The 20,838-nt window shown below is 42.9% G+C and carries 20 protein-coding genes and 1 pseudogene; 12 read left to right on the top strand and 9 right to left on the bottom strand.

Features of this window, described 5'->3' with window-relative positions:
* Nucleotides 1-18: 18 nt before the first annotated feature.
* On the bottom strand, nt 19-1,035 hold the full coding sequence (locus V7K50_RS10480) for a GUN4 domain-containing protein (protein WP_334959718.1): 1,017 nt from the start codon (nt 1,033-1,035) through the stop codon (nt 19-21).
* Between the two features lie 3 nt (nt 1,036-1,038).
* Nucleotides 1,039-1,530, bottom strand: a complete 492-nt coding sequence (locus tag V7K50_RS10475; protein ID WP_334959716.1) for a hypothetical protein — start codon at nt 1,528-1,530, stop codon at nt 1,039-1,041.
* 194 nt (nt 1,531-1,724) lie between these two features.
* On the opposite strand from V7K50_RS10475, the gene V7K50_RS10470 reads away from it, so the two are divergent.
* The 4 genes from V7K50_RS10470 to V7K50_RS10455 all read left to right on the top strand — a co-directional run bounded on the left by V7K50_RS10470 (nt 1,725) and on the right by V7K50_RS10455 (nt 4,393).
* Nucleotides 1,725-2,042, top strand: a complete 318-nt coding sequence (locus V7K50_RS10470) for a 2Fe-2S iron-sulfur cluster-binding protein (protein ID WP_334959714.1) — start codon at nt 1,725-1,727, stop codon at nt 2,040-2,042.
* 124 nt (nt 2,043-2,166) lie between these two features.
* Nucleotides 2,167-2,346, top strand: coding sequence for a hypothetical protein (locus V7K50_RS10465; RefSeq protein WP_334959712.1), 180 nt, complete (start codon nt 2,167-2,169; stop codon nt 2,344-2,346).
* An 87-nt stretch (nt 2,347-2,433) separates the two neighbouring features.
* Entirely contained in the window at nt 2,434-3,498 is a 1,065-nt protein-coding gene (locus tag V7K50_RS10460; protein ID WP_334959710.1) for a DUF3326 domain-containing protein, read from the top strand.
* Between the two features lie 298 nt (nt 3,499-3,796).
* A complete protein-coding gene (locus V7K50_RS10455; RefSeq protein ID WP_334959708.1) occupies nt 3,797-4,393 on the top strand; it encodes a CPBP family intramembrane glutamic endopeptidase in 597 nt (198 codons plus the stop codon).
* Between the two features lie 117 nt (nt 4,394-4,510).
* Here V7K50_RS10455 and V7K50_RS10450 read toward each other — a convergent pair whose 3' ends face one another.
* A complete protein-coding gene (locus tag V7K50_RS10450; protein ID WP_334959707.1) occupies nt 4,511-5,851 on the bottom strand; it encodes a hypothetical protein in 1,341 nt (446 codons plus the stop codon).
* A 231-nt stretch (nt 5,852-6,082) separates the two neighbouring features.
* Complete coding sequence (gene mnmG, locus V7K50_RS10445) at nt 6,083-8,005, bottom strand: tRNA uridine-5-carboxymethylaminomethyl(34) synthesis enzyme MnmG (protein WP_334959810.1); 1,923 nt, start codon at nt 8,003-8,005, stop codon at nt 6,083-6,085.
* Between the two features lie 311 nt (nt 8,006-8,316).
* Between mnmG and V7K50_RS10440 the strand changes: the two genes are divergently transcribed.
* A complete protein-coding gene (locus V7K50_RS10440) occupies nt 8,317-9,189 on the top strand; it encodes a D-alanyl-D-alanine carboxypeptidase family protein (protein ID WP_334959706.1) in 873 nt (290 codons plus the stop codon).
* A gap of 118 nt (nt 9,190-9,307) precedes the next feature.
* Here V7K50_RS10440 and V7K50_RS10435 read toward each other — a convergent pair whose 3' ends face one another.
* On the bottom strand, nt 9,308-9,937 hold the full coding sequence (locus V7K50_RS10435) for a Uma2 family endonuclease (protein ID WP_334959704.1): 630 nt from the start codon (nt 9,935-9,937) through the stop codon (nt 9,308-9,310).
* 226 nt (nt 9,938-10,163) lie between these two features.
* On the opposite strand from V7K50_RS10435, the pseudogene V7K50_RS30675 reads away from it, so the two are divergent.
* Nucleotides 10,164-10,310, top strand: a pseudogene (locus tag V7K50_RS30675) (ISH3 family transposase); the annotation flags it as partial.
* Nucleotides 10,311-10,556: 246 nt separating this feature from the next.
* Nucleotides 10,557-10,688: a hypothetical protein gene (locus V7K50_RS10430; RefSeq protein ID WP_334959703.1), complete on the top strand. Its 132-nt coding sequence runs from the start codon at nt 10,557-10,559 to the stop codon at nt 10,686-10,688.
* 357 nt (nt 10,689-11,045) lie between these two features.
* On the opposite strand, the gene V7K50_RS10425 is transcribed toward V7K50_RS10430, so the two are convergent.
* Entirely contained in the window at nt 11,046-11,408 is a 363-nt protein-coding gene (locus V7K50_RS10425) for a hypothetical protein (RefSeq protein ID WP_334801342.1), read from the bottom strand.
* A 256-nt stretch (nt 11,409-11,664) separates the two neighbouring features.
* On the opposite strand from V7K50_RS10425, the gene V7K50_RS10420 reads away from it, so the two are divergent.
* A complete protein-coding gene (locus V7K50_RS10420; RefSeq protein WP_334959701.1) occupies nt 11,665-12,741 on the top strand; it encodes a DMT family transporter in 1,077 nt (358 codons plus the stop codon).
* 24 nt (nt 12,742-12,765) lie between these two features.
* Here the strand turns inward: V7K50_RS10420 and V7K50_RS10415 are convergent, their stop codons facing one another.
* Nucleotides 12,766-13,611, bottom strand: a complete 846-nt coding sequence (locus V7K50_RS10415) for an alpha/beta hydrolase (protein ID WP_334959699.1) — start codon at nt 13,609-13,611, stop codon at nt 12,766-12,768.
* A 241-nt stretch (nt 13,612-13,852) separates the two neighbouring features.
* On the opposite strand from V7K50_RS10415, the gene V7K50_RS10410 reads away from it, so the two are divergent.
* From V7K50_RS10410 to V7K50_RS10395, 4 genes are all read left to right on the top strand, one after another.
* Nucleotides 13,853-14,482 (top strand): DUF2996 domain-containing protein, encoded by a 630-nt coding sequence (locus V7K50_RS10410; RefSeq protein ID WP_334959698.1) that lies wholly within the window; start codon nt 13,853-13,855, stop codon nt 14,480-14,482.
* A gap of 507 nt (nt 14,483-14,989) precedes the next feature.
* Nucleotides 14,990-16,066: a magnesium-protoporphyrin IX monomethyl ester (oxidative) cyclase gene (gene acsF, locus V7K50_RS10405; protein ID WP_334959696.1), complete on the top strand. Its 1,077-nt coding sequence runs from the start codon at nt 14,990-14,992 to the stop codon at nt 16,064-16,066.
* Nucleotides 16,067-16,502: 436 nt separating this feature from the next.
* On the top strand, nt 16,503-17,825 hold the full coding sequence (locus V7K50_RS10400) for a D-alanyl-D-alanine carboxypeptidase (protein ID WP_334959694.1): 1,323 nt from the start codon (nt 16,503-16,505) through the stop codon (nt 17,823-17,825).
* Between the two features lie 77 nt (nt 17,826-17,902).
* Complete coding sequence (locus V7K50_RS10395; protein WP_334959692.1) at nt 17,903-19,120, top strand: HhoA/HhoB/HtrA family serine endopeptidase; 1,218 nt, start codon at nt 17,903-17,905, stop codon at nt 19,118-19,120.
* A gap of 357 nt (nt 19,121-19,477) precedes the next feature.
* Here V7K50_RS10395 and V7K50_RS10390 read toward each other — a convergent pair whose 3' ends face one another.
* Both V7K50_RS10390 and panD read right to left on the bottom strand, forming a co-directional pair.
* Nucleotides 19,478-20,380, bottom strand: coding sequence for an MBL fold metallo-hydrolase (locus tag V7K50_RS10390; RefSeq protein WP_334959690.1), 903 nt, complete (start codon nt 20,378-20,380; stop codon nt 19,478-19,480).
* Between the two features lie 12 nt (nt 20,381-20,392).
* Nucleotides 20,393-20,776: an aspartate 1-decarboxylase gene (gene panD, locus V7K50_RS10385; protein ID WP_334959689.1), complete on the bottom strand. Its 384-nt coding sequence runs from the start codon at nt 20,774-20,776 to the stop codon at nt 20,393-20,395.
* Nucleotides 20,777-20,838 lie beyond the last annotated feature (62 nt).

Below are 20,838 nucleotides of genomic sequence, written 5' to 3'. Positions count from 1 at the left end.
AGCCTTAGATGTTACAGTTTACAAGTCTCGATGCGAGAGAAGAGACCAGAAAAGAAACTGCTTGACTGCTCCCTCTTTGCTTGGAAACCGAAAGCCTTGGAAAATAAATTGCCATACTAAGCCGCCATCCGCAAACACAGGGAGATGTCCTTTTGGGGATGAGGTATCAAAAATTACGTTAAATTCCCACTCATTCATTTCTCTCCATCCTACGCGATCGCCAAACTTGTTCCAGGCTTCTTTGTAATACTTGCCGTCAGCTTTACCGCCAACACTCAAGTAAATTTCCTTCTGGACGCTGAAGCCAAAGTGTCCATTGCTGTATTTTACCCACAAGCGGTCAATTGTGCGTAAGTCAGTGCAAGGAAAATTTAAGAGTTCGTTTTCGTTGAACCAGTCGCCTTCTTTTTTACCTACAGCTTGAATCATCACCCGATAGGTTTCTTCGTCGGCTTCCTCCCAGTTTTTTGCTGCTAGTAAGTCGCGCAGTCTGGTGTAGTCTATGCCTTTTTCTGAGGATAGGTCATCTGTTTGAGCAGGTTGTGGTTTTGGTGGAATTACAATTGGTATGTCTGGGGTTTGAATGACTGGTTGCGCTTTGACTTCTGTGTCTCGACCTCTAATACTTCGGATTAAGTCATCTAACGCCTCTTCATCATTTGATTTAATGAATTGAATCCAGCGCCATATCGCAAGATAATCTATTTTCTCTGGTACTTTGTCTACTCCAGGAAGGAGGATAGGAATTACGCGGAAACCTTGTGATTTTCGCTGCTGCGAAAGAAACCAATTTATTACTGTGTAGAGTTCAATATTCTCTTGAAAATTGCCTAACCCATTTGGACTAATGAAAAAAGCGCCTGTTTTAGACTGCTTAATTCCGTCCATAACTTTTTCTAAAATTGTATCTCCCCCAAGAATCTGCTCTTTATCTAACCACGGGTTCAAACCATTCTTCTTAAGATATCGAGCAATTTCTATAACCTGGGGCTTATCTTGACTATTGTGAGCCAGAAACACATCAAACTGTACCATTACTTACTCCTCCACGCCTGCAATTTTTGCCAACGCCTTCGCGTAATCTTCCAACCCACCGCGCAAAGCTTCCAACTCACTTCGCAACTTGGGTTCCTCCGACCAACTCTGCTCATGTTCCTTGGGACTCACCCCCACAGGTCGTCTAGCTTCCCACGCTTGCAACAAGGGATGCCATTTAGCCAAAAACGGTCTTAACCCATTATTCAACACTGCAATGGCAATTCCCCCCACTGAATCACGAGAAGCCCCCACATCCGGCCCGGCGGCTTTGAGAACTTCGCGGGTTGTACCAAATAAACTATAAAGAGAGTTCATCGCTTCTCGTACCAAACCCTGGTCAACTTCTAACGATTGCACAGCAATGCGCGTCACCAATTCCACATACAGCGACCAAGCCGCCTTTTTTTCTGTGGTGTCAACTTTCCAAGACATCGAACCAATGCCAAAAGGCAGACTTACAGATACAGTCTCTAAAGAAACGCGATCGCGCATATTTTATAGTAAGCAAATTTAACTAATATATTTGTGTATTGTATAGTAAATAATGTTACTAATCTATAACTTATTCAGAATTAGTTGCTATAATTCTCACTATTTAACCTAAACTTTTATAGTAACATCTGGATATTTTTAACTAATTCAGATAAACTAATAAATTTGTCCGTTGCATCACGCTTCTTTTGTATATGCCCAAAATTTACACAGTAGAAATTGATCACCAAGGCAAAATTCATACCTTGCAAGTTCCCGAAGATGAAACGATTTTATCAGTTGCCGATGCTGCTGGTTTGGAACTGCCGAGTTCTTGTAATGCAGGTGTTTGCACAACTTGCGCCGGTCAAATCAGCGAGGGGACTGTAAATCAAGCTGATGGCATGGGCGTTAGTCCAGATTTACAAAAGCAAGGTTACGTATTGCTTTGTGTTGCCAAACCCCTTTCTGATTTGAAAATTAAGACGGAAAAAGAAGATATAGTTTATCAGTTACAGTTTGGTAAAGGTTAATAATCAGCGAACAGCAAGGTGTAGGGGCACGGCATGCCGTGCCCCTACAGAGAAATAACATAAGTATTTTATTGCAAGGAATATCAGCTATTCTAGAAACTACAAATCAACCGGATTTACCAAGATGACAACTCATTTTATTACCGCAGAAATTGATTTACAAGAAACTCCCGCAGAATTACTACAAGTAATTGAAACAGAGTTGAAGAAACAAGGCGAACCTCTGCGTTGGGCTGTTACCTCTGTGGATGTTGACGAACAAAAAGCTACAGTTGAAGCTGTGGTAATTACAGTCAAGAGTTAGGAGAGACGCGATTAATTGCGTCTGTACAAGAGTTAGGATTTGATGGCTTCTGATTCATAATTCATAACTCCTAACTCATCACTCAATATGCGTCCATACACCGCTATTTTAATTGTACCAACTGGCGTTGGGGCTGCCATTGGGGGTTATGCAGGAGATGCTTTACCTGTTGCCAGAGTTATAGCACAGGTTTGCGATCGCCTAATTACTCACCCCAATGTCCTTAATGGCGCAAGTTTGTATTGGAATCTTCCAAATACTTTCTATGTTGAAGGTTATGGGCTTGACAAATTCGCCTCTGGATGCTGGGGCTTGCGTCCAGTCCGCAGCAACAAAGTAGGTTTGCTTTTAGACCAAGCCATTGAGCCAGAGTTACGGCTACGACATATACAAGCCGCCGATGCAGCGAGAGCAACTCTGGGATTGACCCTAACAGATTATGTAATTACAGATGCACCATTAAATGTAGAATTACGCACTACAGCATCGGGAGCTAGTTGGGGAACAATTGGCAATCCAGATAGCTTGTTACGGGCAGCTGAGATATTAATTAAAAAAGCGGGGGCTGAAGCGATCGCAGTTGTTGCCCGTTTCCCGGATGATATAGACTCAGAAGCAGTACAAAAATATCGCCACGGTGAAGGCGTAGATCCTTTAGCGGGGGCAGAAGCCGTAATTAGCCATTTGCTAGTGCGAACCTTTCAAATTCCTTGCGCCCATTCTCCCGCCCTTTTGAGCGAACCTCCACAACCTGATTTATCTCCCCGTTCCGCCGCCGAAGAATTGGGTTATACCTTTTTACCCTGCGTCCTTGTCGGATTAAGTCGTGCCCCACAATTTATAATAGAGAAAAGACTGATTACATCAGAGAAAGAAGATATTTGGGCAGATGAAGTAGATGCTGCGATCGCACCTGCAACCGCTTGTGGTAGCAGTGCCTTACTGAGTTTAAGCCAAAAACAATGCCAAATAATTACAGTAGAAGAAAATAAAACTCTGATAAAAGTTCCTCCCCAACCCTTGGGGATAAAATCTATACAGGTAAACTCATATTTAGAAGCAGTGGGTGTATTGGTAGCACACAAAGCAGGCATCAATCCCTCCGCTCTGAGTCCCAAATTATTACCTTTGCAGTCAGTAATTAAAAGTTAGGAGTTATGAGTTAGAAGTTAGGAGTTAGGAGTTAGGAGTTAGAAGTTAGAAGTTAGGAGTTAGAAGTTAGGAGTTAGGAGTTAGAAGTTAGAAGTTAGAAGTTAGAATTCATACTATAGCGCTTCTGTGTTGAGTCCAATACAGACCTAACCCCCAGCACCTTAACAGCAAGGGAAGGGGAGTAAGATTCAAAGCCTCTCTCCTACCTAAAAGGAGAGAGGAATAGAAGTGAGGTCAGAGTGTATTGCAGCTACAAATCATTCTCCCCCAGTCCCCAGTCCCCAGTCCCCTAAAAATCGTGGTTGAACAACAAAAGCAAGAGCCAGAAATTCCATACTTGACGCGCATCCAAATACTTGGGGCGATGGGAGTGACTGCAATCATTTTATTGATAGTCGCCAAACTTTCGTTATACTTTGGCAACTTTTCCCTATTTTCTTGGAACTTGAACCAAAAAGATTTGCTGCTAGGTGTAGGGTTGGGGTTCGTCATCACCGCGTTAAGTGGCTTAACTTATCGCCTTTGGACTGCATATCGTCAAAGTGCAGATTATTACCTAGAAGTGGTACTAAAGCCTTTAGCTTTACCAGACTTAATTTGGCTGGGGTTATTACCAGGGTTGAGTGAAGAATTATTATTTAGGGGTGTGATGCTGCCAGCTTTAGGCGCTGATTATACAGCCGTAATTGTATCTAGTCTTTGCTTTGGCATCTTGCATCTTAGTGGTTCCCAACAATGGCCTTATGTGATTTGGGCAACGATTGTTGGGATGATATTGGCGTATAGCGCCCTGCTTACTGGCAACTTATTAGTACCGATTGTTGCTCATATTATTACGAATTGGATTTCTAGCTATTCCTGGAAAATATGGCAATTGTCGGCGATTAAAAAATAAACTTTGAGCTTGATCTTCCGTAGGATCACAGCGATGCTCATTGGTGTCACAATGTGCAATTTAGAGGTTATCATTGGAATGTTTTTGTGCGTGGAAGAGTTGCTGACAGAAGAACTTTTACAATTTCTGCCCAGCGTAAATCGATCGCACTTCACCGTTACGCCGAATGACTGCTTCGCCATTGCTGACTTCTACTAAAGTCCAACCGCTTGAACCGATACTTTCACCCATATTGATGCGGCGAGTCACGCCATCAATTTTAAACAAAGCGGCAGACTTGCTGCCCAACTCTAGCAATCCCTCTAAGGTATTACTAGGAGCATCGGCGATCGCAGTTGGCGGATATACTTGTTCTTGGGTAATAGTTGGTTCTGACTCTGGGGCGAGTGCATCACGTAATGGAACTACTGGTAATGCAGGCAGAGGCTTGGGTGTTTGCCGCACGGTAATAGGTGCATTTTTCCCTGCCACAGGCTTGAATTCAGATCGTACAGCCGCAGCGAACATGTTAACGCTTACAGGCTTGGCAGCTTGTCTCACTGTCTTCAGGGCAGTTTTCACAACATTAGGTTGAGATCCCTGTAACACACTCGCAACTTGTGGTAAAAGTGTGGGAGTCCCAGGAATGGCTGGCAGGGCGTACCGCATTGGCGACGGCGCTTGATAAACGGGAACGTAGATCCGCTCAACAACGCTTCCAGAAGGGTTAGGGGCTGGTGGTATATTGTTAGCTAGAAGTGGAAGTCCTAGTAGATTACCAGCTCTTTGCCCATTACCAAGGGCTATTTGGTTAGTATTTCCCTGACTGGAGAATCCTGGAGTGAAAGATTTTTGATTGGGTGTTGCTCCTTGCTTATCTATAACTGCCAGTGCTTGGAGCATATAGTCAACTAACTCTGCCTCAATTTCTGTTTTTACGGGCAACTGTGAGTGCGGCTTGGGCAGTAGAAGCGCTGATTCGGGCAATTTGGTATTTAAAAGATATACAACTCCAGACTGTACCAAGTAGATAATACCAGCGATCGCCACGCCTAAAGTTGTTCCCACAATCAGCAGTTTGCCCAAAGCCGGACTAGTTTTCTGACGCTTTCTAATAACTGGTTTAACGGTAGCGGCATTAAATACAACGGTACTCAATTGCTTATGGTTATTGTCAGCATCTGACTGTACTCGCTGATTCAGCGTGTCTGAGAAAATAATCTGAGGCACGTATTCTGAAGGCGACTGGCGTTGATATTTGGGTGAAACCCCAGCAACAGAGTGGCTTGAATTGTTCTGACTACTTTGCCTAACAGTTTGAGAAGGCAGATTACCACTAACATCGAGAATGTAGTCGATATCGGCAAAGAGTTCATCCATTAGGCCATCAGCATAGTTTTCTATCGACCAAGGCTCGTTGGCGATTAAGTCTTCTGATGGTTCTGGTACTATGAGACGGGTGCTGGCTTCTTGTAACATAGACGTTCTATCTTTGTTGCTAGGACGGGGAAACGCCGCCCCTACTGCCTGGAAATTACGATTATTAATTAAACATCCAATCCCCCATCCGATTAAGACGAGTTGATTGAGCGTTAGTATTAAACTCAACTTTCATCTGGGGATTGTTGATGATGGCAGTACTAAGAGTTATGTCATCTATCATACCAATCTCCTTCCCTACTACTATACTCAGTCTTTATCAAGTTTGTGTTAGGCTAACGCTGGAAACTCTTGCTGGCTCTTGGCTCTACGCAATTCTAGATATAATAATAAAGCATTAATATCTGCTGGGTTTACACCACCTATACGTGCAGCTTGACCAAGAGTGAGTGGTTTTACGTGAGTCAGTTTTTCCCGTGCTTCTTTAGAAAGAGTCTCAATTGTTGTGTAATCCAAATCCCCAGGTAACTGGCGGTGCCCTTGGCGGGCAATTTGGTCAATCTGATTTTGTTGCCTAGCGAGATAGCCAGAATACTTGATGTCAATTTCTGCGCCTTCTTTCTCGGCGCGGTTGAGATTGGGGTTTCCTAGTCCAAACCTGTCGAGATCAATGTAATGGAATCCGGGACGGCGCAGCAAGTCGTTGAGGGTAATTGAACCTTTAATTGTTTGTTGGGTATTAGATGCGATCGCTATTCCAATTTCATCATGTTCTTTGACTCGTGTAACTTGCAATCTTTGTTTTTCTGTGATAATGTTGGTTTGCTTTTCGGTAAAAATATCCCAACGGCGATCGTCAATTAAACCAATTTCGCGTCCCAAAGGTGTCAGGCGTTGGTCGGCATTGTCAGAACGCAGTAATAAGCGGTACTCAGACCGACTGGTGAGCATCCGGTAAGGTTCCCGCAGGTCTTTTGTACACAGGTCATCAACTAGCGTGCCAATGTAACTTTGCTCGCGGGCAAACACAATCATTTCTTGAGAACTAACAAATCGAGCCGCGTTAATTCCTGCTACTAGCCCTTGGGCTGCTGCTTCTTCATAACCTGTAGTGCCGTTAATTTGCCCAGCACAAAATAGTCCCGCAACTTTCTTGGTCATCAATGTGGGGTAGCACTGAGTTGCAGGTAAATAGTCATATTCCACAGCATAAGCTGGACGCAGCATCACACACTTTTCCAAACCGGGGAGAGTCTGCAACATTCGCAGTTGCAAATTTTCTGGCAACCCTGTAGAAAACCCTTGGATATAAAGTTCGGGTATGTCTCGCCCTTCTGGTTCAATAAAAATTTGGTGGCTTTCCTTATCAGCAAAGCGCACAATCTTATCTTCAATACTGGGACAATAACGCGGTCCTTTAGCTTCCACCCAACCGCCATAAACTGGCGAAAGGTGCAAATTATCTTGAATTAGGCGATGAGTTTCGGCAGTTGTGCGGGTGATGTAACAAGGCATCTGTTCCCGTTCTACCCACACATCGGGGTCAAAACTGAACCAGCGCACATCTTCATCCCCTGGCTGGATTAGCATTTTACTATAATCCACCGATCGCTTGTCTACCCGTGCTGGAGTTCCAGTTTTAAGTCTTCCGACTTCAAATCCCAGGCGATTTAAGGTTTGTGTCAACCCCTCAGCCGCAAATTCTCCAGCACGTCCGGCTGGCATTGATTTGTTACCAACCCAAATTTTGCCTCCCAAGAAAGTGCCAGTTGTCAAGATGACTGCTTTACATTGGAACCCCACACCAAAATAAGTTTCAACGCCGATGACTTCACCATTAGCACCCAGCACCAAATCTGTCACCATACTTTCGCGGATTGTCAAGTTTTCTTGGTTCTCAACAATATTTTTCATCACTGCTGCATATTCGCGCTTGTCGCTTTGGGCGCGTAATGCCCAAACAGCAGGTCCCCGTGAAGAGTTGAGGATACGTTTTTGCAGGTAGGTTCGGTCTGCTACTTTACCAATTTCTCCGCCGAGTGCATCTACCTCATGAGTCAATTGAGATTTAGCCGGGCCACCCACTGCCGGATTACAAGGTTGCCAAGCGATTCTATCCAAATTGAGCGTCAATAGCAGGGTACGACAACCGAGGCGGGCAGAGGCGAGAGCTGCTTCGCAACCGGAGTGACCTGCACCGACGACTATGACATCAAAAGCGTCTTGAAATTCAACGGAATTGTGCATGGTCATACCTACAGGATCGGCAAGCTTAGAGTTCTTTTCAATTTTAACTGTTCCAGTGGTTTCATGGATGTATCTTTCTGATAAACAAGTTATCAAGTTTACTAGTACTCAATTAGAGACAAGTTTCTCTTTTTAAACTTGAGTATTAAGTAAAAATATCATCTTCTTTAAGAATTGTAAGCAGGTTCCAGTTTATTGATTACAGCTATTGTTCATCTAGTTAGACATCAACACAAAATAATTTATCTCATCAATAAAAGATATTTACCAGAAGCCGATTAATTTTATTTTTGAATCAACTAAGCAATTACTTAAAAATGAGACTCACCATCAACCATAAAACTAATATTAATAGAATTATCAAAAAGGCAACTTTCATCAGTTTGTTTTTCTTGATGATTTTTGTCTTAGTAGCTAGTAATGAGATTAGCCATAACCAATTGAGTAGAACTACCCAACCCTTAAATCTATGCTTGACTACTGATTCACTACCTTGTAAAGCTGCCTATCAAAAGATAATATCAAAACCATTTATTCCCGACCAAAAGTTAAATAATCAACAGCGGTTTCTATCTGCGATCGCTATCAAATTACCCACAATCCCCCAGCCTGCTACTTATGAATATACTTTGCTGCGAATGTATGGCGCAGTATTCGTAAATCCAGATGTAGGGATTAAACTGCCCCAAAAAGATATCTTGGCTAATGAACAAGAAACCCAAGAGTTTCAAAGGACTTTAACAATGGGTCATGTTGATAAAACTAACGACTGTTATTTACAAAAATCGGCAGCTGATGCTTTAAACAAAGCGCGAATTAAACAAGAAATTCCGTTAAAATCTGGTTATGGTTCTGGTGATTGTACTCGCACTTTCAACACTAATTTAAGATTTTGGAACAAATATGCTAACAATCAAGTTTTAGCAAAAGTTCAACAAGGTAAAGAAACAAAAATTCTCGGTTTAGTTGCACCTCCTGGAACTTCACAACATCTCTGGGGATTAGCAATTGATTTACGCATATCTAATCAAGAACAGAGAAAATCTCTGAATGAAAATGGTTGGTTTCAAACCGTGGAAAACGATGTACCACATTGGACTTATGTGGGTTTAACTGAAGAGAATTTGCCTCTGTTTGGTTTTAAGAAACAAGCTATTCGAGGCATTACTTATTGGATTACGCCACTTTAGGAGTTAGATTGATTGGAAAATCCATAAGCTCTGACACAGTTGATTTTATTAAAATTATTAAGTGACAGGTTCATAAAAAACTCAAACAGCGATCGCACCCTCGATCCCAGTATCCTACCTAACTCATCTGTCCCCTTACCCATTCCCTGATTGCTTGTCGGAAAACCCGTCTTCCTGCCATGCGGTATCTTTCAATTAGTGATGGAATCTCTTGAATGTTCAGATTAGGAAACACTACACTTATTTCTCTTTGCAGATATCTTTCACCTTGTAACTGGTAAATTTTAATTTCCCCAGAGTCATAACACCAGATTTCCGGCACACCTAACCGCGCATAAATAGGAAAGCGATCTAAAGATTTACTAGTAACATCAATCTCTAAAGCCAGATCAGGAGGGGGATCTTGATTTAAATCGAACTTGAGCTTACCTCGAATTAGTGCTTCATTTTGGAAATAAAAACAATTGTCAGGTTCTATACCTGCCTTTTTTAGCTCTCGTTTCCAAGTACTTGAGCCATAACACTCATAATCCATTTCTAAAACTTCAGCCGTATCTTTGATGATGTCACCAATTATTTCTTTGTAATATTCATGTTCTGGTAATGGTGTCATAATCTCTAATGTGCCATCATCATAAGCCACCTTAGCCGCACGGGTTTCACCTAAATCTATCAATAAATTTTCAAATTGTTGCCAACTGATATTGTAGAGAACTACTCGATCAGCGCGATGTTCAGTTAGCAGCATAACTCCTCGCAGAATCACTAAGTAATAAACAGTAGTCAGTAATCAGTGAAAATCTGATATAAATCGTCAAACTTACAACTGATAGACATTTATCCTAATCTATTTGGGAGCATCCCAATTTTGCTTAAATCTTTTCCCTCATCCCAGACCGCTATTTTACAACTGTTTTTAAAGGTTGTTTAAAAAGTTTTTTTATACGCCTAGAAAAGTCGGATTCCTTGATTGTTTAAAAAAAGGGTGTTTAAAAATAGCGATTGATTTAAATTTGATTTGCTATTATGGTAAGCCAACATCAGATGAATTACCATACATATATCGAAGTCAAGCTAAATCTGGTACTCATTCATTTTACGCTTATGCAACTTTATATATACGGTAGCTGTTACCGTTAAAGAAGCGACGGTACAAGGCTTACCGTCGCCGAATGATTGAAAACTGAGGAGATAGCTTACACAGCTGTTAGCGATCGCTCTGATTCCTACACTTTAACAAAGGGTTCTTGATCAGAATAAGTTTTAATATTGTCCTAAAGTGACCATTGAAGAGATTGTCCGCCAAAATCGTTCAGCTATTGCCTGAATTTATCACCATGCCGAAAACTTCGGCGCAGACCCCACGCATGCATGTAGCTGGTCACTCAGCCGGTGGTCATTTAACTGCTATGCTCATGGCTACAGACTGGGTAAACGACTATGGACTACCAGATGACATTATTAAAGGTGGTTGTGCTATTAAATGTAAAAAATATTGAAATTAGTTCGTAGTGAGGGCTACCCTACGGGAACGCTTCGCGAACAGCCCTTATTTGAGAACTAAAGTCCTCTCTACGAGACGCTGCGCGAACACTACAAACCTTGAATTATTCACGCCGCTCTACTTATTTCAAAAATCAAATACTAGGTAATTTACCGAACATGATTAGGACTTACGCAAGAGTTATGGAATAACGAACCGCAGAGGCACGGAGAAGCCAGTGCGCCCTTGCGGTGACCCGACTTGTACCCCTTCGGGGATCTTGCTACGCGTAGCGTCTCCCCCTGAGAGAAGCAACTGGCGCGACACAGAGAAATGAGAGTTTGAGAAATATTTTGCGTAAGTCCTAATGATATTACTTCACTTCACTGGGTTCAAATTTAGTTACCTTGCCTTTCTTAATGGCAACAATCACATCATAGTGAGAACAGTAAGCGAATGTGACATCATTGGCTTTGTTATAAAGGTTAACTACGTGACCTGCACCACCTACCTGGATACCGATTGGTTCCAAGTCACCAAAAAAGAAACGACGCAGTTGATCGCCACTACCAATCTGACCTTTACTCTTAGTGAGCAAGTCTAGTTTCTGTGTTACAGACATTTCTTCGGCTGCTGATGCCTGCACTAATAAGGGATTGATCACCTTTAATGGTGCGTCCCAAACTGTGAAAAAACCAACCAAGGCTACACTTGTAAGTAGGGGTGCAAGTTTCATTTGTTACTTCTCTTTTTTGTTTTATCCTGAACATCCAAAGCATCTCAGGTAGGAGTGAGAGATGATTGAAACTAAGCCACTATTTTCATGAATTTATCCCTTGAGAAAATTTAGTTAATTCTCAGCAATTTCTCAGGCAGTCATGGTTTCTCAAAGTCACAGCATATTTTAAGTATTTTCTCAACAAAACCTCATCCTGAACTGCGCGATCGCAACTTAATATAGTGAACAATGCTTTCATTGCAGTGATGCTATTGTGACTAGACTCAGAAGACCACATCGCCTAATCCATAGAATTTCGGGACAAACATACCTCTGGCTAGCAATGCTAATTTTTGCAGCATCTGGTGCAGTTACTAGGAAGTTAACAGAAATTGGCGCTCAACACTTGATTGGCGATGCCTACGGCGGCAACCTACACAATCCGATTTCTTTGTGTAATGTTTTATTCGTGGGAAATCTTTGCGCCTTGATACTTCTGATCCTAATCTATGGGCGACAGTGGAACAAAGCTACTCTGAAGCAACTTTCAAGGAAGGATTGGGTCAGTCTGACGGCAGTAGCTATTTTATCAGGAGCGTTGGCACCTGGTTTATTTTTCCAAGCACTGGCAGTCACAGGACTAAACAATGTCATCTTGATTGGACGCTTGGAACCGCCTCTAACTCTGGCTTTATCAGTCTGGTTATTGAGAGAACGGGTAAATATTTGGCAATTTATCGGAGCGATCGCAGCCTTCATCGGCGTTATCCTCACTATTATCCTTCAACCTCCAGGAGAAGGCATGATGAACGTGGGAGGTTTTGGTTTAGGCATAGGGGAACTTTTGGCAGTAGCAGGATCATTGGCTACATCTGCTTCTACGATTATTGGCAAGAAACACCTTTCCCAGGTTCCTTTGGGAATCTATAGCATCTTTCGGACTGCACTAGGAACCGTCATCTTTTTCTTCATTGCTTTAGTCCTCTATGGCAAGGATCATTTCGCTGGTGTCTTCTCACCGTTTTTGTGGCAGTGGATGTTTTTGTATGGTGGGTTAATTGTGGTGGTAGGCCAGTCTTTTTGGATCAAAGGTTTGAAAACTTCTACTGTATCTATGGCTTCCTTAGTTAGCTCATTTAGCCCAATTGTGGGTATCTTAGCGGCCTATTTAATTTTGAGTGAAGCCCCTACCCAAGCTCAATATATTGGCGGTAGCTTGATTTTAGTAGGCATATTCTTGAGCCAAGTTGGTATTTGGCATCAGACTTCTAACAGAGTTGCTTCTGGCAAGGTGAGTTCTATTCCAGCACAGCAACAGGTAGAAACTGGTATGGGATTCAAAGGGATGTGAGGGGGCATAACCCATTAGTAATTACTAATTACTGGGATGGGGTAATTGCTGATTTGTCTTTACAAGATTAATAAACTCCTGCAAAGTTTGACGATACTTTTCTTCAGCTACCTGGAATAAATCATTATGATTTGCCTTTTCTACCCACAAATAAAGTTTTGGGGATATTGCCGCATTAAATAACTTTTCTCCATGAGCAAAAGGAATGATATCATCTGCTTTTCCATGAATCACCAATATCGGACATTTGACTTTTTTGATGTTGTCTAGATTGGGAAATTTATCAAAGGGTAAAATCCGAAAAGGTATTATTACTTGAAAAGCGGAAATAAACGAACTTTCAATAATTAAACCAGCTATTGGTTTCCGCATTGCTAAATTTACGGCAGAACCACCACCAACCGAACGCCCCAAAACGATAATTTTGTCAGGTGGTATTTTTAAATTTTGGGTCAAATAATTGTAAGCGCTATTGATATCTTCATAAGCATGAGTTTCTGTAGGCTTTCCTTGACTCGTACCATAACCACGATAATCATAAGCAAAGACACTAAAACCCCATGTGTGTAATTTTTCTAAGATCGGTTTTATATCTCCTAAATCTTCGGAATTACCATGAGAATAAAGAATAGTATATTTAGCTTGATTGTTTAATAAGTAGATGGCTGAGATATTCGGATTCTCCCCACTTTTTAATTTCAGAATTGTTGCATCATCTTGATAGCTAGAAGGTTGAGATAGAAAAATCATGCTATCTGCCCGAAAATATACAAATGTAGCAAAAAATATATAGATAAAGATAAAAGATTTAAGTAGTCGTTGCCAAGTAAAATCACCAACTAGTAGTTTGATAATTTGCTGTTGATCCATTAGATTTTATTTTGAGGTTGAAGCTTTATTTCAATGTTTCCCGATTTATGATGTTTACTAACACAAGTTCTATATAAGTCTGTACTTTATTCACGTAGAGGCAATTTAAGAATTGCACCTACGGGGGATTGAAGCCCTAGAGTGCTGACTAGAAAATCCCTTAGTATGTCAAAATGAAAATACCCGATACATCACGGTGAGCGATCGCTCCCAAAGCTAGATTAAAGGATTGACCTGAGCAATGGCAGACCCAACCAATCACAATCAAGCGGGAGAAGTAGCTCCCAGCACTGTTGACAAGCAAGCTCCCAGTGTCGCTGAAGAACACGCTCCTAGTACAGACTCACCCGAATCCACAGACATTCCAACTGCCAACGCACCAGATCCGAAAGCCGCTAAACCAGCTGCTGCATCACCCAAGCGAGAAAAACCCGCCGCCCCCGTAGACGAAAAACCCGACGCAGCAGCTAAAACCGCCAAAAAGGAAAAAGCCCCTGCTGTTGAAGATAAGCCATTTGTAGAGTTCATTGAGCAAGATTACTTGCCAGCTTTACAAAAAGCGATCGCTCAAAAAGGTGTGCAAGATTTACAGGTGTCTTTTGCCAAGCAGAAGGTGTCAATCACCGGCTTTGAATCCGCCGAAGAATGCTGGCAAATTATCGGCACTTGGTCAGAAATCGGTCGGCGTCAGTTCAACCTGTATTTCCCCGAAGAAGATATTCAAGGGAAAAAGGAATTTTCCTGCAATGAAGGCAAAAAACCTAGCACTCTTGAGTCATTCTTAATCGATGAGCGCAAAACTACACTCGATTTGTTGGTATATGGCTTAGTTCAGCGTTTGGATGGTCAAAAGTGGCTAGGTAGAAATTAGTTGTTGGGCATGGGGCATTGGGGAGCCAGTGCGTTGGGCGGCTTTGCCGACTTGAAGCAACTGGCGTCATTGGGCATGGAGCATGGAGCATGGAGCATGGAGCATGGGACATTGGTTATTAATTTATCTCCCTAATCTTCCTCATCTTCTCAATCCCCAATCCCCAGTCTCCAATCCCCAATACTTCGGCTTCTCTACGAGACGCTACGCGAACGCTCAGTACAAGTCCCCAATCCCCAATCCCCTTCTATTGTTGCAACTCTTAACGTTTCACTTACTAGTTTGTAACCCACACCTTGGTAGACTGAACTTTATAGAAACACTCGGTAAGCGTAGAGCTACGTCCCTTTTAGGTCTGAGATATACGCGACTCGTGGGACTTTAGGAAGAGTCACTCGTGATATAAATGAATATTGTCGGCTGTTGTCGGCTGTTGCGCCTTGCCAGAGCTTTACCCTTGGCTTTTTGGTGTACTCAAGATAATAAAGACGAAAGAGCAATCAAGACATGGTAGATTCCCTTAAAAAACCAGGCTTTGAAGAAATCCGGCCAGGGATTAAAGTCCCGGCAAAAGAAACCCTGTTAACACCTCGGTTTTATACTACCGATTTTGATGAAATGGCACGGATGGATATCTCCGTCAACGAAGACGAGTTAAGAGCCATTCTCGAAGAGTTTCGCACTGACTACAATCGCCATCACTTTGTTCGAGATGCCGAGTTTGAACAATCTTGGGATCATATTGACGGGGAAACTCGCCAGTTGTTCGTTGAATTTCTAGAACGTTCTTGTACGGCAGAGTTTTCGGGCTTTTTGCTTTATAAAGAACTTGGGCGTCGCTTAAAAGGCAAAAGCCCCGTCTTGGCAGAGTGTTTTAACCTGATGTCACGTGATGAAGCGCGTCACGCTGGCTTTTTGAACAAAGCGATGTCGGACTTTAATCTGTCCCTAGATTTAGGGTTTTTGACTAAGAGCCGCGATTATACCTTCTTTAAGCCAAAATTCATCTTCTACGCCACTTATCTTTCTGAAAAGATTGGTTATTGGCGTTATATCACCATCTTTCGCCATTTAGAAGCACATCCCGAAGACCGGATTTATCCAATCTTCCGGTTCTTTGAAAATTGGTGTCAAGATGAAAACCGTCACGGCGATTTCTTTGATGCAATCATGAAATCTCAGCCCCAAATGCTGAATGATTGGAGAGCAAAGCTATGGAGTCGGTTCTTCCTGTTGTCGGTATTTGCGACTATGTATCTTAATGACATCCAACGGAAGGACTTTTATGCCACCCTGGGACTGGATGCGCGAGAATACGACATCCATGTAATTAAGAAGACTAACGAAAATGCGGGTAGGGTGTTCCCACTCATGCTGGATGTAGAGAATCCAGATTTTTATCAGCGCTTGGATACTTGTATCAGCAATAATGAAAAGCTGAGTGCGATCGCTAACTCCAACACTCCCAAATTCTTGCAATTATTCCAAAAACTGCCGCTTTACATCTCTAATGGCTGGCAGTTATTGCGGCTGTACCTGATGAAGCCCATTGATACTGTTTCTGCTCAAGGCGCAGTTCGTTAAGTTATAACAGGTTTGCGAAAGCTTTAGTGGTTCTGCTGATTGCAGAGCCACTTTTTTTTGTCCCGCACATCTGGAGATGAATGGGTACTTCTTTGAGGTTTACCCATCCCACAAGAACATTTGGGATGTTTTTTGATGAAGTCAGAAATCTGACTTTTCACGGCATCTGGAAAACCTCACTTCTATTTCTCTCTCCTAAAAGGAGAGAGACTTTGAATTTTCCCCCTTCCCGACGCGGGAAGGGGGTTAGGGGGTTAGGTTTTTGGTGGACTTTTCCACATAAGGTGAAAAGTCAGGTAAGAAATAAATTCTAGACTTGTCTAGTTTTTTTATGGCAGAAAAACACTAGTTATGATGACTCATTACTGATTTTTGTAAAAAAGCTTGTATATTAGCACAGTAAACAACCGATCAAATCCTGACAGAGGAATAAAAGATGCTGGAATTATTGGGTTCAGGTTTGGTGTCGCTTTGGCTGGAAATGGCCGGAGTACAAATCAAGCCTCTAGATGCCTTAGATGCTTTGACTTGGCAAAGTAGTCCTGGCTTAGTTCTTGCCCCTGATCCCAATCCAACTGGGGCGACGACGGTGCAAGAATATCTGAAAAAGCTCATAACATCAAAAGTGGTGCCCCAAAATCTGGCTGAGAGTCAGGGGATTTGGATGCAGTCGGGGCCGATGCTGATGGCAAATCACCAAGGTACGACACCTCTGCCAGCTGCCTCTTTAACCAAAATTGCCACTTCACTAGTTGCTTTGAAAACTTGGGGTCCAGACCACCAATTTGATACTTTGGTGAGTATCACTGGGCCAGTGGTAAATGGGGTTGTGCAGGGCGATTTGGTCATTGCTGGCGGTGGCGATCCGATGTTTGTTTGGGAAGAAGCGATCGCTCTTGGTAATACTCTCAATCAAATGGGCATCAAGCAGGTTAAGGGAAATTTGATTATTACTGGCAGTTTTGCCATGAATTTCCAACGTCAGCCGATGCTGGCGGGTATGATGCTCAAGCAAACACTAAATCGTGCGACTTGGGGCCGTCCCGCCATGTACACGTACTCAATCATGCCCAAGGGAACGCCCAAGCCTCAAGTTGTGATTGCGGGTACGGTGAAATTTGAGCCACAACCAAACCCTCAACAAACTTTGTTACTACGTCACCGCTCATTGCCCTTAAAGCAACTGCTCAAGGAAATGAATGTTTACAGTAACAACGATATGGCAGAGATGCTAGCAGAGTCAGTGGGAGGAGCGGCTGTAGTACAATCAACTGCTGCTAGCCTTGCGAGAGTACCACAAGTAGAAATTCAGTTAATCAATGGTTCTGGACTAGGCCCCGAAAATCGTATTTCCCCCAGGGCTGTTTGTGCCATGCTGATGGCTATTCAAATTGAAGCATCTGCCCATCAACTGAATCTAGCTGATTTGTTTGCCATGTCTGGATTTGATCATCGGGGAACAGTACACTCCAGACACCTTCCCCTGGCTACTGTGATCAAAACTGGCACTCTCCGAGATGTGAGCGCTTTGGCGGGAGTGATGCCCACACGCGATCGCGGTTTGGTTTGGTTTGCCATTATCAACCGTGGGACAAATGTCTGGGGTTTCCGAACTGGACAAGAGGAACTCTTACAAAGTGTTGTCAAACAATTACAGCTACCTCTAGGCGTTCCTGCTGCCATCACTCCCCACTCAGCGATTAACTCTTTACCCCAGCTAGGTGCAACCAGTCGCAATGAAATCTTGTTCAAAAGTTAGTTCATCTTGGTAAAAATAACTGTATATAGATTTTTCACGACTAAGCAACAATTAGGCTTATAGGTTAGGTTGTGATTATGCAATTTCCCCAAATATCTCGGTCTCTACGTCAATTTACTACTTATCTGTTAGCGATCGCGCTAGGAGTTCTGCTAATTTTTAGCACATTCCAGGTGTTACCCTCCCAAGCCGAACCAGCACCTTCTGTAACTGCTGGGGATACTTCAAAACTAATTGCCCAACGGCAATCACCAGCAAATGCTGCCATCGGTAGCAGTAGCTTTGTCACAGCAGCAGTAAATCGCGTTGGTTCCGCAGTTGTTCGCATTGATACTGAGCGGACAATTACTCGTCGCGTTGATCCATTTTTGGAAGACCCTTTCTTCCGCCGATTTTTTGGTGACGGTTTCTCTCAACAGATGCCTCCTGAGCAGCAGTTACGCGGTTTAGGCTCAGGTTTTATTCTTGACAAGAGTGGGTTAGTTCTGACTAATGCTCATGTGGTCGATAAGGCTGATAAAGTAACAGTCAGACTCAAAGATGGCCGCACCTTTGAAGGGAAAGTTCAAGGTATTGATGAAGTTACAGATTTGGCAGTGGTCAAAATTAACGCCGGTAACGATTTGCCAGTAGCGCCCTTGGGTTCTTCTAGTAATCTACAGGTAGGAGACTGGGCGATCGCAGTTGGTAATCCTTTAGGATTTGATAACACCGTTACCTTGGGAATTGTCAGTACTCTCAAACGTTCCAGCGCCCAAGTCGGCATTAGTGACAAACGTTTAGATTTTATCCAAACAGATGCCGCCATTAACCCTGGTAATTCTGGCGGGCCACTATTAAATGGTCAAGGTGAAGTGATTGGGATTAACACAGCCATTCGCCCTGACGCGATGGGTATTGGCTTTGCGATTCCCATCGATAAAGCCAAAGCGATCGCCGCCCAACTGCAACGTGATGGCAAAGTTGCCCACCCCTATTTGGGCGTGCAAATGCTAACTTTGACACCCGAACTTGCTAAGGAAAATAACACCGATCCCAACTCTGCTATTCAAATACCAGAAGTTAATGGTGTTTTTGTAATCAGAGTTGTTCCCAATTCTCCAGCTGCATCTGCGGGTGTCCGGCGCGGGGATGTAATTCTTCAAATTGATGGTAAAGCAATTACCAGTGCTGAACAATTGCAGAACTTTGTGGAAGACAGTCGCCTTGGTCAAATATTACAAGTGAAAGTGCAACGGGGTAATCAGACACAGCAGCTTTCAATCCGCACAGCTGAGTTGCAAAATGCTTCTTAGGGACTGACAAGAAATAAATTATCCATTTTGTGGGGTGGGCAACATCAGCGCTCTAAATCTGGGACGGGTGGGTACACCCATCCCACAAAAAATTTGGGATGTTTTTTGATTTGTAAGTCCCTTAATTGGCAATATAACCCAATAAAGTTCAGTTAAGTCCAAAAATATTGGTAGAGACGCGTTAGCGTAGCGGGACGAAGTACAATTTCACGTCTCTACAGGTCTAAAATCAGTACCAAAAATTCTTCACCCAAGGGTATTTCAATATAGCCAATTTTAATTGTAGTCAGTGCTTGTGCGTAGCTTGCCGGCGTAGGCATCGCTCTAGCACTGATTTAAAAGTGCCAAAGAGTCAAATCACTTACCAACAGCTAATATTAGACCTTCATGGGCTAGTATGGCTTGAGGAAAAGCAGATTTAACATCGACTTGAACCTGGTCAAGAAAATCATCATGGTCATCTGGGTGATGATGAGAAATGGCTAACCGTTGAACGCCAGCATTCAGAGCCGCATTCACCGCAGCTTGCCAGAGCAAATCAGCAGAGTCATGGTTGTGAGAGGTGGGCGGAGTGTAAGTGGCATTGGCAATCAGCAAGTCAGCACCTTTAATAAACTGCAAAATCCGCTCTCGCTCAACTTGATCAGCATTCTGGTGCAAATCCGTGACGTAGGCAACACTATAATCTTGCCAAGTAACTCGGTAGCCAACTGATCGCTGAGTTTGATTGATTAATGCAGTTCTAATGATGACATCATCTAGCTTCACGTCACTTTCTGGAGTCAGATTATAAAACTGTAATTCCGACTGCATTACCTGTAAAGGGTAAGGAAAGTGTGGCTGAAGCATTTGATCGTACAAACATTGTTTGATTGAGGCTCCATTAGAGGCAGCTGTACCGTAAATGTGAAAGCAATTTTCTCCAATAAATGCGGGAGCAAAAAAGGGAAACCCTTGAATTCGGTTTGATTGGCAGTTGGTAAAAAATAAATGGGCTTCTAGTGGCTGTTGCAGTTCTTGCCAAGTTTTACCCAGTATGCGTAAGCCAGTACCGCCATCAAAAATCAAGCGTTTCCCAGCTACGTGCATTTCTACACAAGCGGTATTACCACCATAACGATTGGTGTTGCTAGTTGGAGTGGGGATCAAACCTCTTACACCCCAGAATTGAACGAGAAATTCACCTGCTGGACTGCTTGGCATGTTAGCTGAATTTTCAGGTATGTAGCTCTGGGAATCCGACAACTCAAAATTTGGCATTTATCCTTGAAATTAGACCTTACCGAGCAGGTCATCGTAGCGCCGCACTTCCAACAACCTGTTTTTTTCGTCCACAATGACTACCGTAGGAGAGTAATTTTTTAACTCTTCTGGAGTGAACTGCCCGTAAGTCATTATAATCAAGCGATCGCCAATAATGCCTAAACGTGCTGCACCCCCATTTAACTCAATTACTCCTGAATGGGCTGGAGCCGGGATCGCATAAGTAATAAAGCGCTGACCGTTGGCACTATTAACTACTTGCACCTGCTCATAAGGTAAGATCCCAGCTTTTTCCAAAAGGATTTGATCAATGCTGATACTACCCACGTAATTGATATTCGCCCCTGTGAGGGTGCAGTTATGAATTTTGGCCAAAAGGATAGTACGCTGCATTCTGGTTTGCGGTTGGGGGCAGTTTTTGCGATCCGTAACAATAGTAAGGAATGAGGAGTTAG

Origin of the sequence: Nostoc sp., from assembly GCF_036917135.1 — a bacterium.
Lineage (GTDB): Bacteria > Cyanobacteriota > Cyanobacteriia > Cyanobacteriales > Nostocaceae > Nostoc.
Note: the sequence above shows the minus strand (reverse complement) of the source record. Positions and strands in the feature narration are given on the sequence as shown.

Excerpts from the sequence above, each read along its gene's own strand:
- V7K50_RS10480 (WP_334959718.1), bottom strand. The coding sequence starts at position 1,035 with ATGGTACAGTTTGATGTGTTTCTGGCTCACAATAGTCAAGATAAGCCC.
- V7K50_RS10440 (WP_334959706.1), top strand. The coding sequence starts at position 8,317 with ATGAGACTCACCATCAACCATAAAACTAATATTAATAGAATTATCAAA.
- V7K50_RS10470 (WP_334959714.1), top strand. The coding sequence starts at position 1,725 with ATGCCCAAAATTTACACAGTAGAAATTGATCACCAAGGCAAAATTCAT.
- acsF (WP_334959696.1), top strand. The coding sequence starts at position 14,990 with ATGGTAGATTCCCTTAAAAAACCAGGCTTTGAAGAAATCCGGCCAGGG.
- V7K50_RS10410 (WP_334959698.1), top strand. The coding sequence starts at position 13,853 with ATGGCAGACCCAACCAATCACAATCAAGCGGGAGAAGTAGCTCCCAGC.
- panD (WP_334959689.1), bottom strand. The coding sequence starts at position 20,776 with ATGCAGCGTACTATCCTTTTGGCCAAAATTCATAACTGCACCCTCACA.
- V7K50_RS10390 (WP_334959690.1), bottom strand. The coding sequence starts at position 20,380 with ATGCCAAATTTTGAGTTGTCGGATTCCCAGAGCTACATACCTGAAAAT.
- V7K50_RS10450 (WP_334959707.1), bottom strand. The coding sequence starts at position 5,851 with ATGTTACAAGAAGCCAGCACCCGTCTCATAGTACCAGAACCATCAGAA.
- mnmG (WP_334959810.1), bottom strand. The coding sequence starts at position 8,005 with ATGACCATGCACAATTCCGTTGAATTTCAAGACGCTTTTGATGTCATA.
- V7K50_RS10460 (WP_334959710.1), top strand. The coding sequence starts at position 2,434 with ATGCGTCCATACACCGCTATTTTAATTGTACCAACTGGCGTTGGGGCT.
- V7K50_RS10395 (WP_334959692.1), top strand. The coding sequence starts at position 17,903 with ATGCAATTTCCCCAAATATCTCGGTCTCTACGTCAATTTACTACTTAT.
- V7K50_RS10430 (WP_334959703.1), top strand. The coding sequence starts at position 10,557 with ATGCATGTAGCTGGTCACTCAGCCGGTGGTCATTTAACTGCTATGCTC.
- V7K50_RS10425 (WP_334801342.1), bottom strand. The coding sequence starts at position 11,408 with ATGAAACTTGCACCCCTACTTACAAGTGTAGCCTTGGTTGGTTTTTTC.
- V7K50_RS10435 (WP_334959704.1), bottom strand. The coding sequence starts at position 9,937 with ATGCTGCTAACTGAACATCGCGCTGATCGAGTAGTTCTCTACAATATC.
- V7K50_RS10465 (WP_334959712.1), top strand. The coding sequence starts at position 2,167 with ATGACAACTCATTTTATTACCGCAGAAATTGATTTACAAGAAACTCCC.
- V7K50_RS10415 (WP_334959699.1), bottom strand. The coding sequence starts at position 13,611 with ATGGATCAACAGCAAATTATCAAACTACTAGTTGGTGATTTTACTTGG.
- V7K50_RS10475 (WP_334959716.1), bottom strand. The coding sequence starts at position 1,530 with ATGCGCGATCGCGTTTCTTTAGAGACTGTATCTGTAAGTCTGCCTTTT.
- V7K50_RS10400 (WP_334959694.1), top strand. The coding sequence starts at position 16,503 with ATGCTGGAATTATTGGGTTCAGGTTTGGTGTCGCTTTGGCTGGAAATG.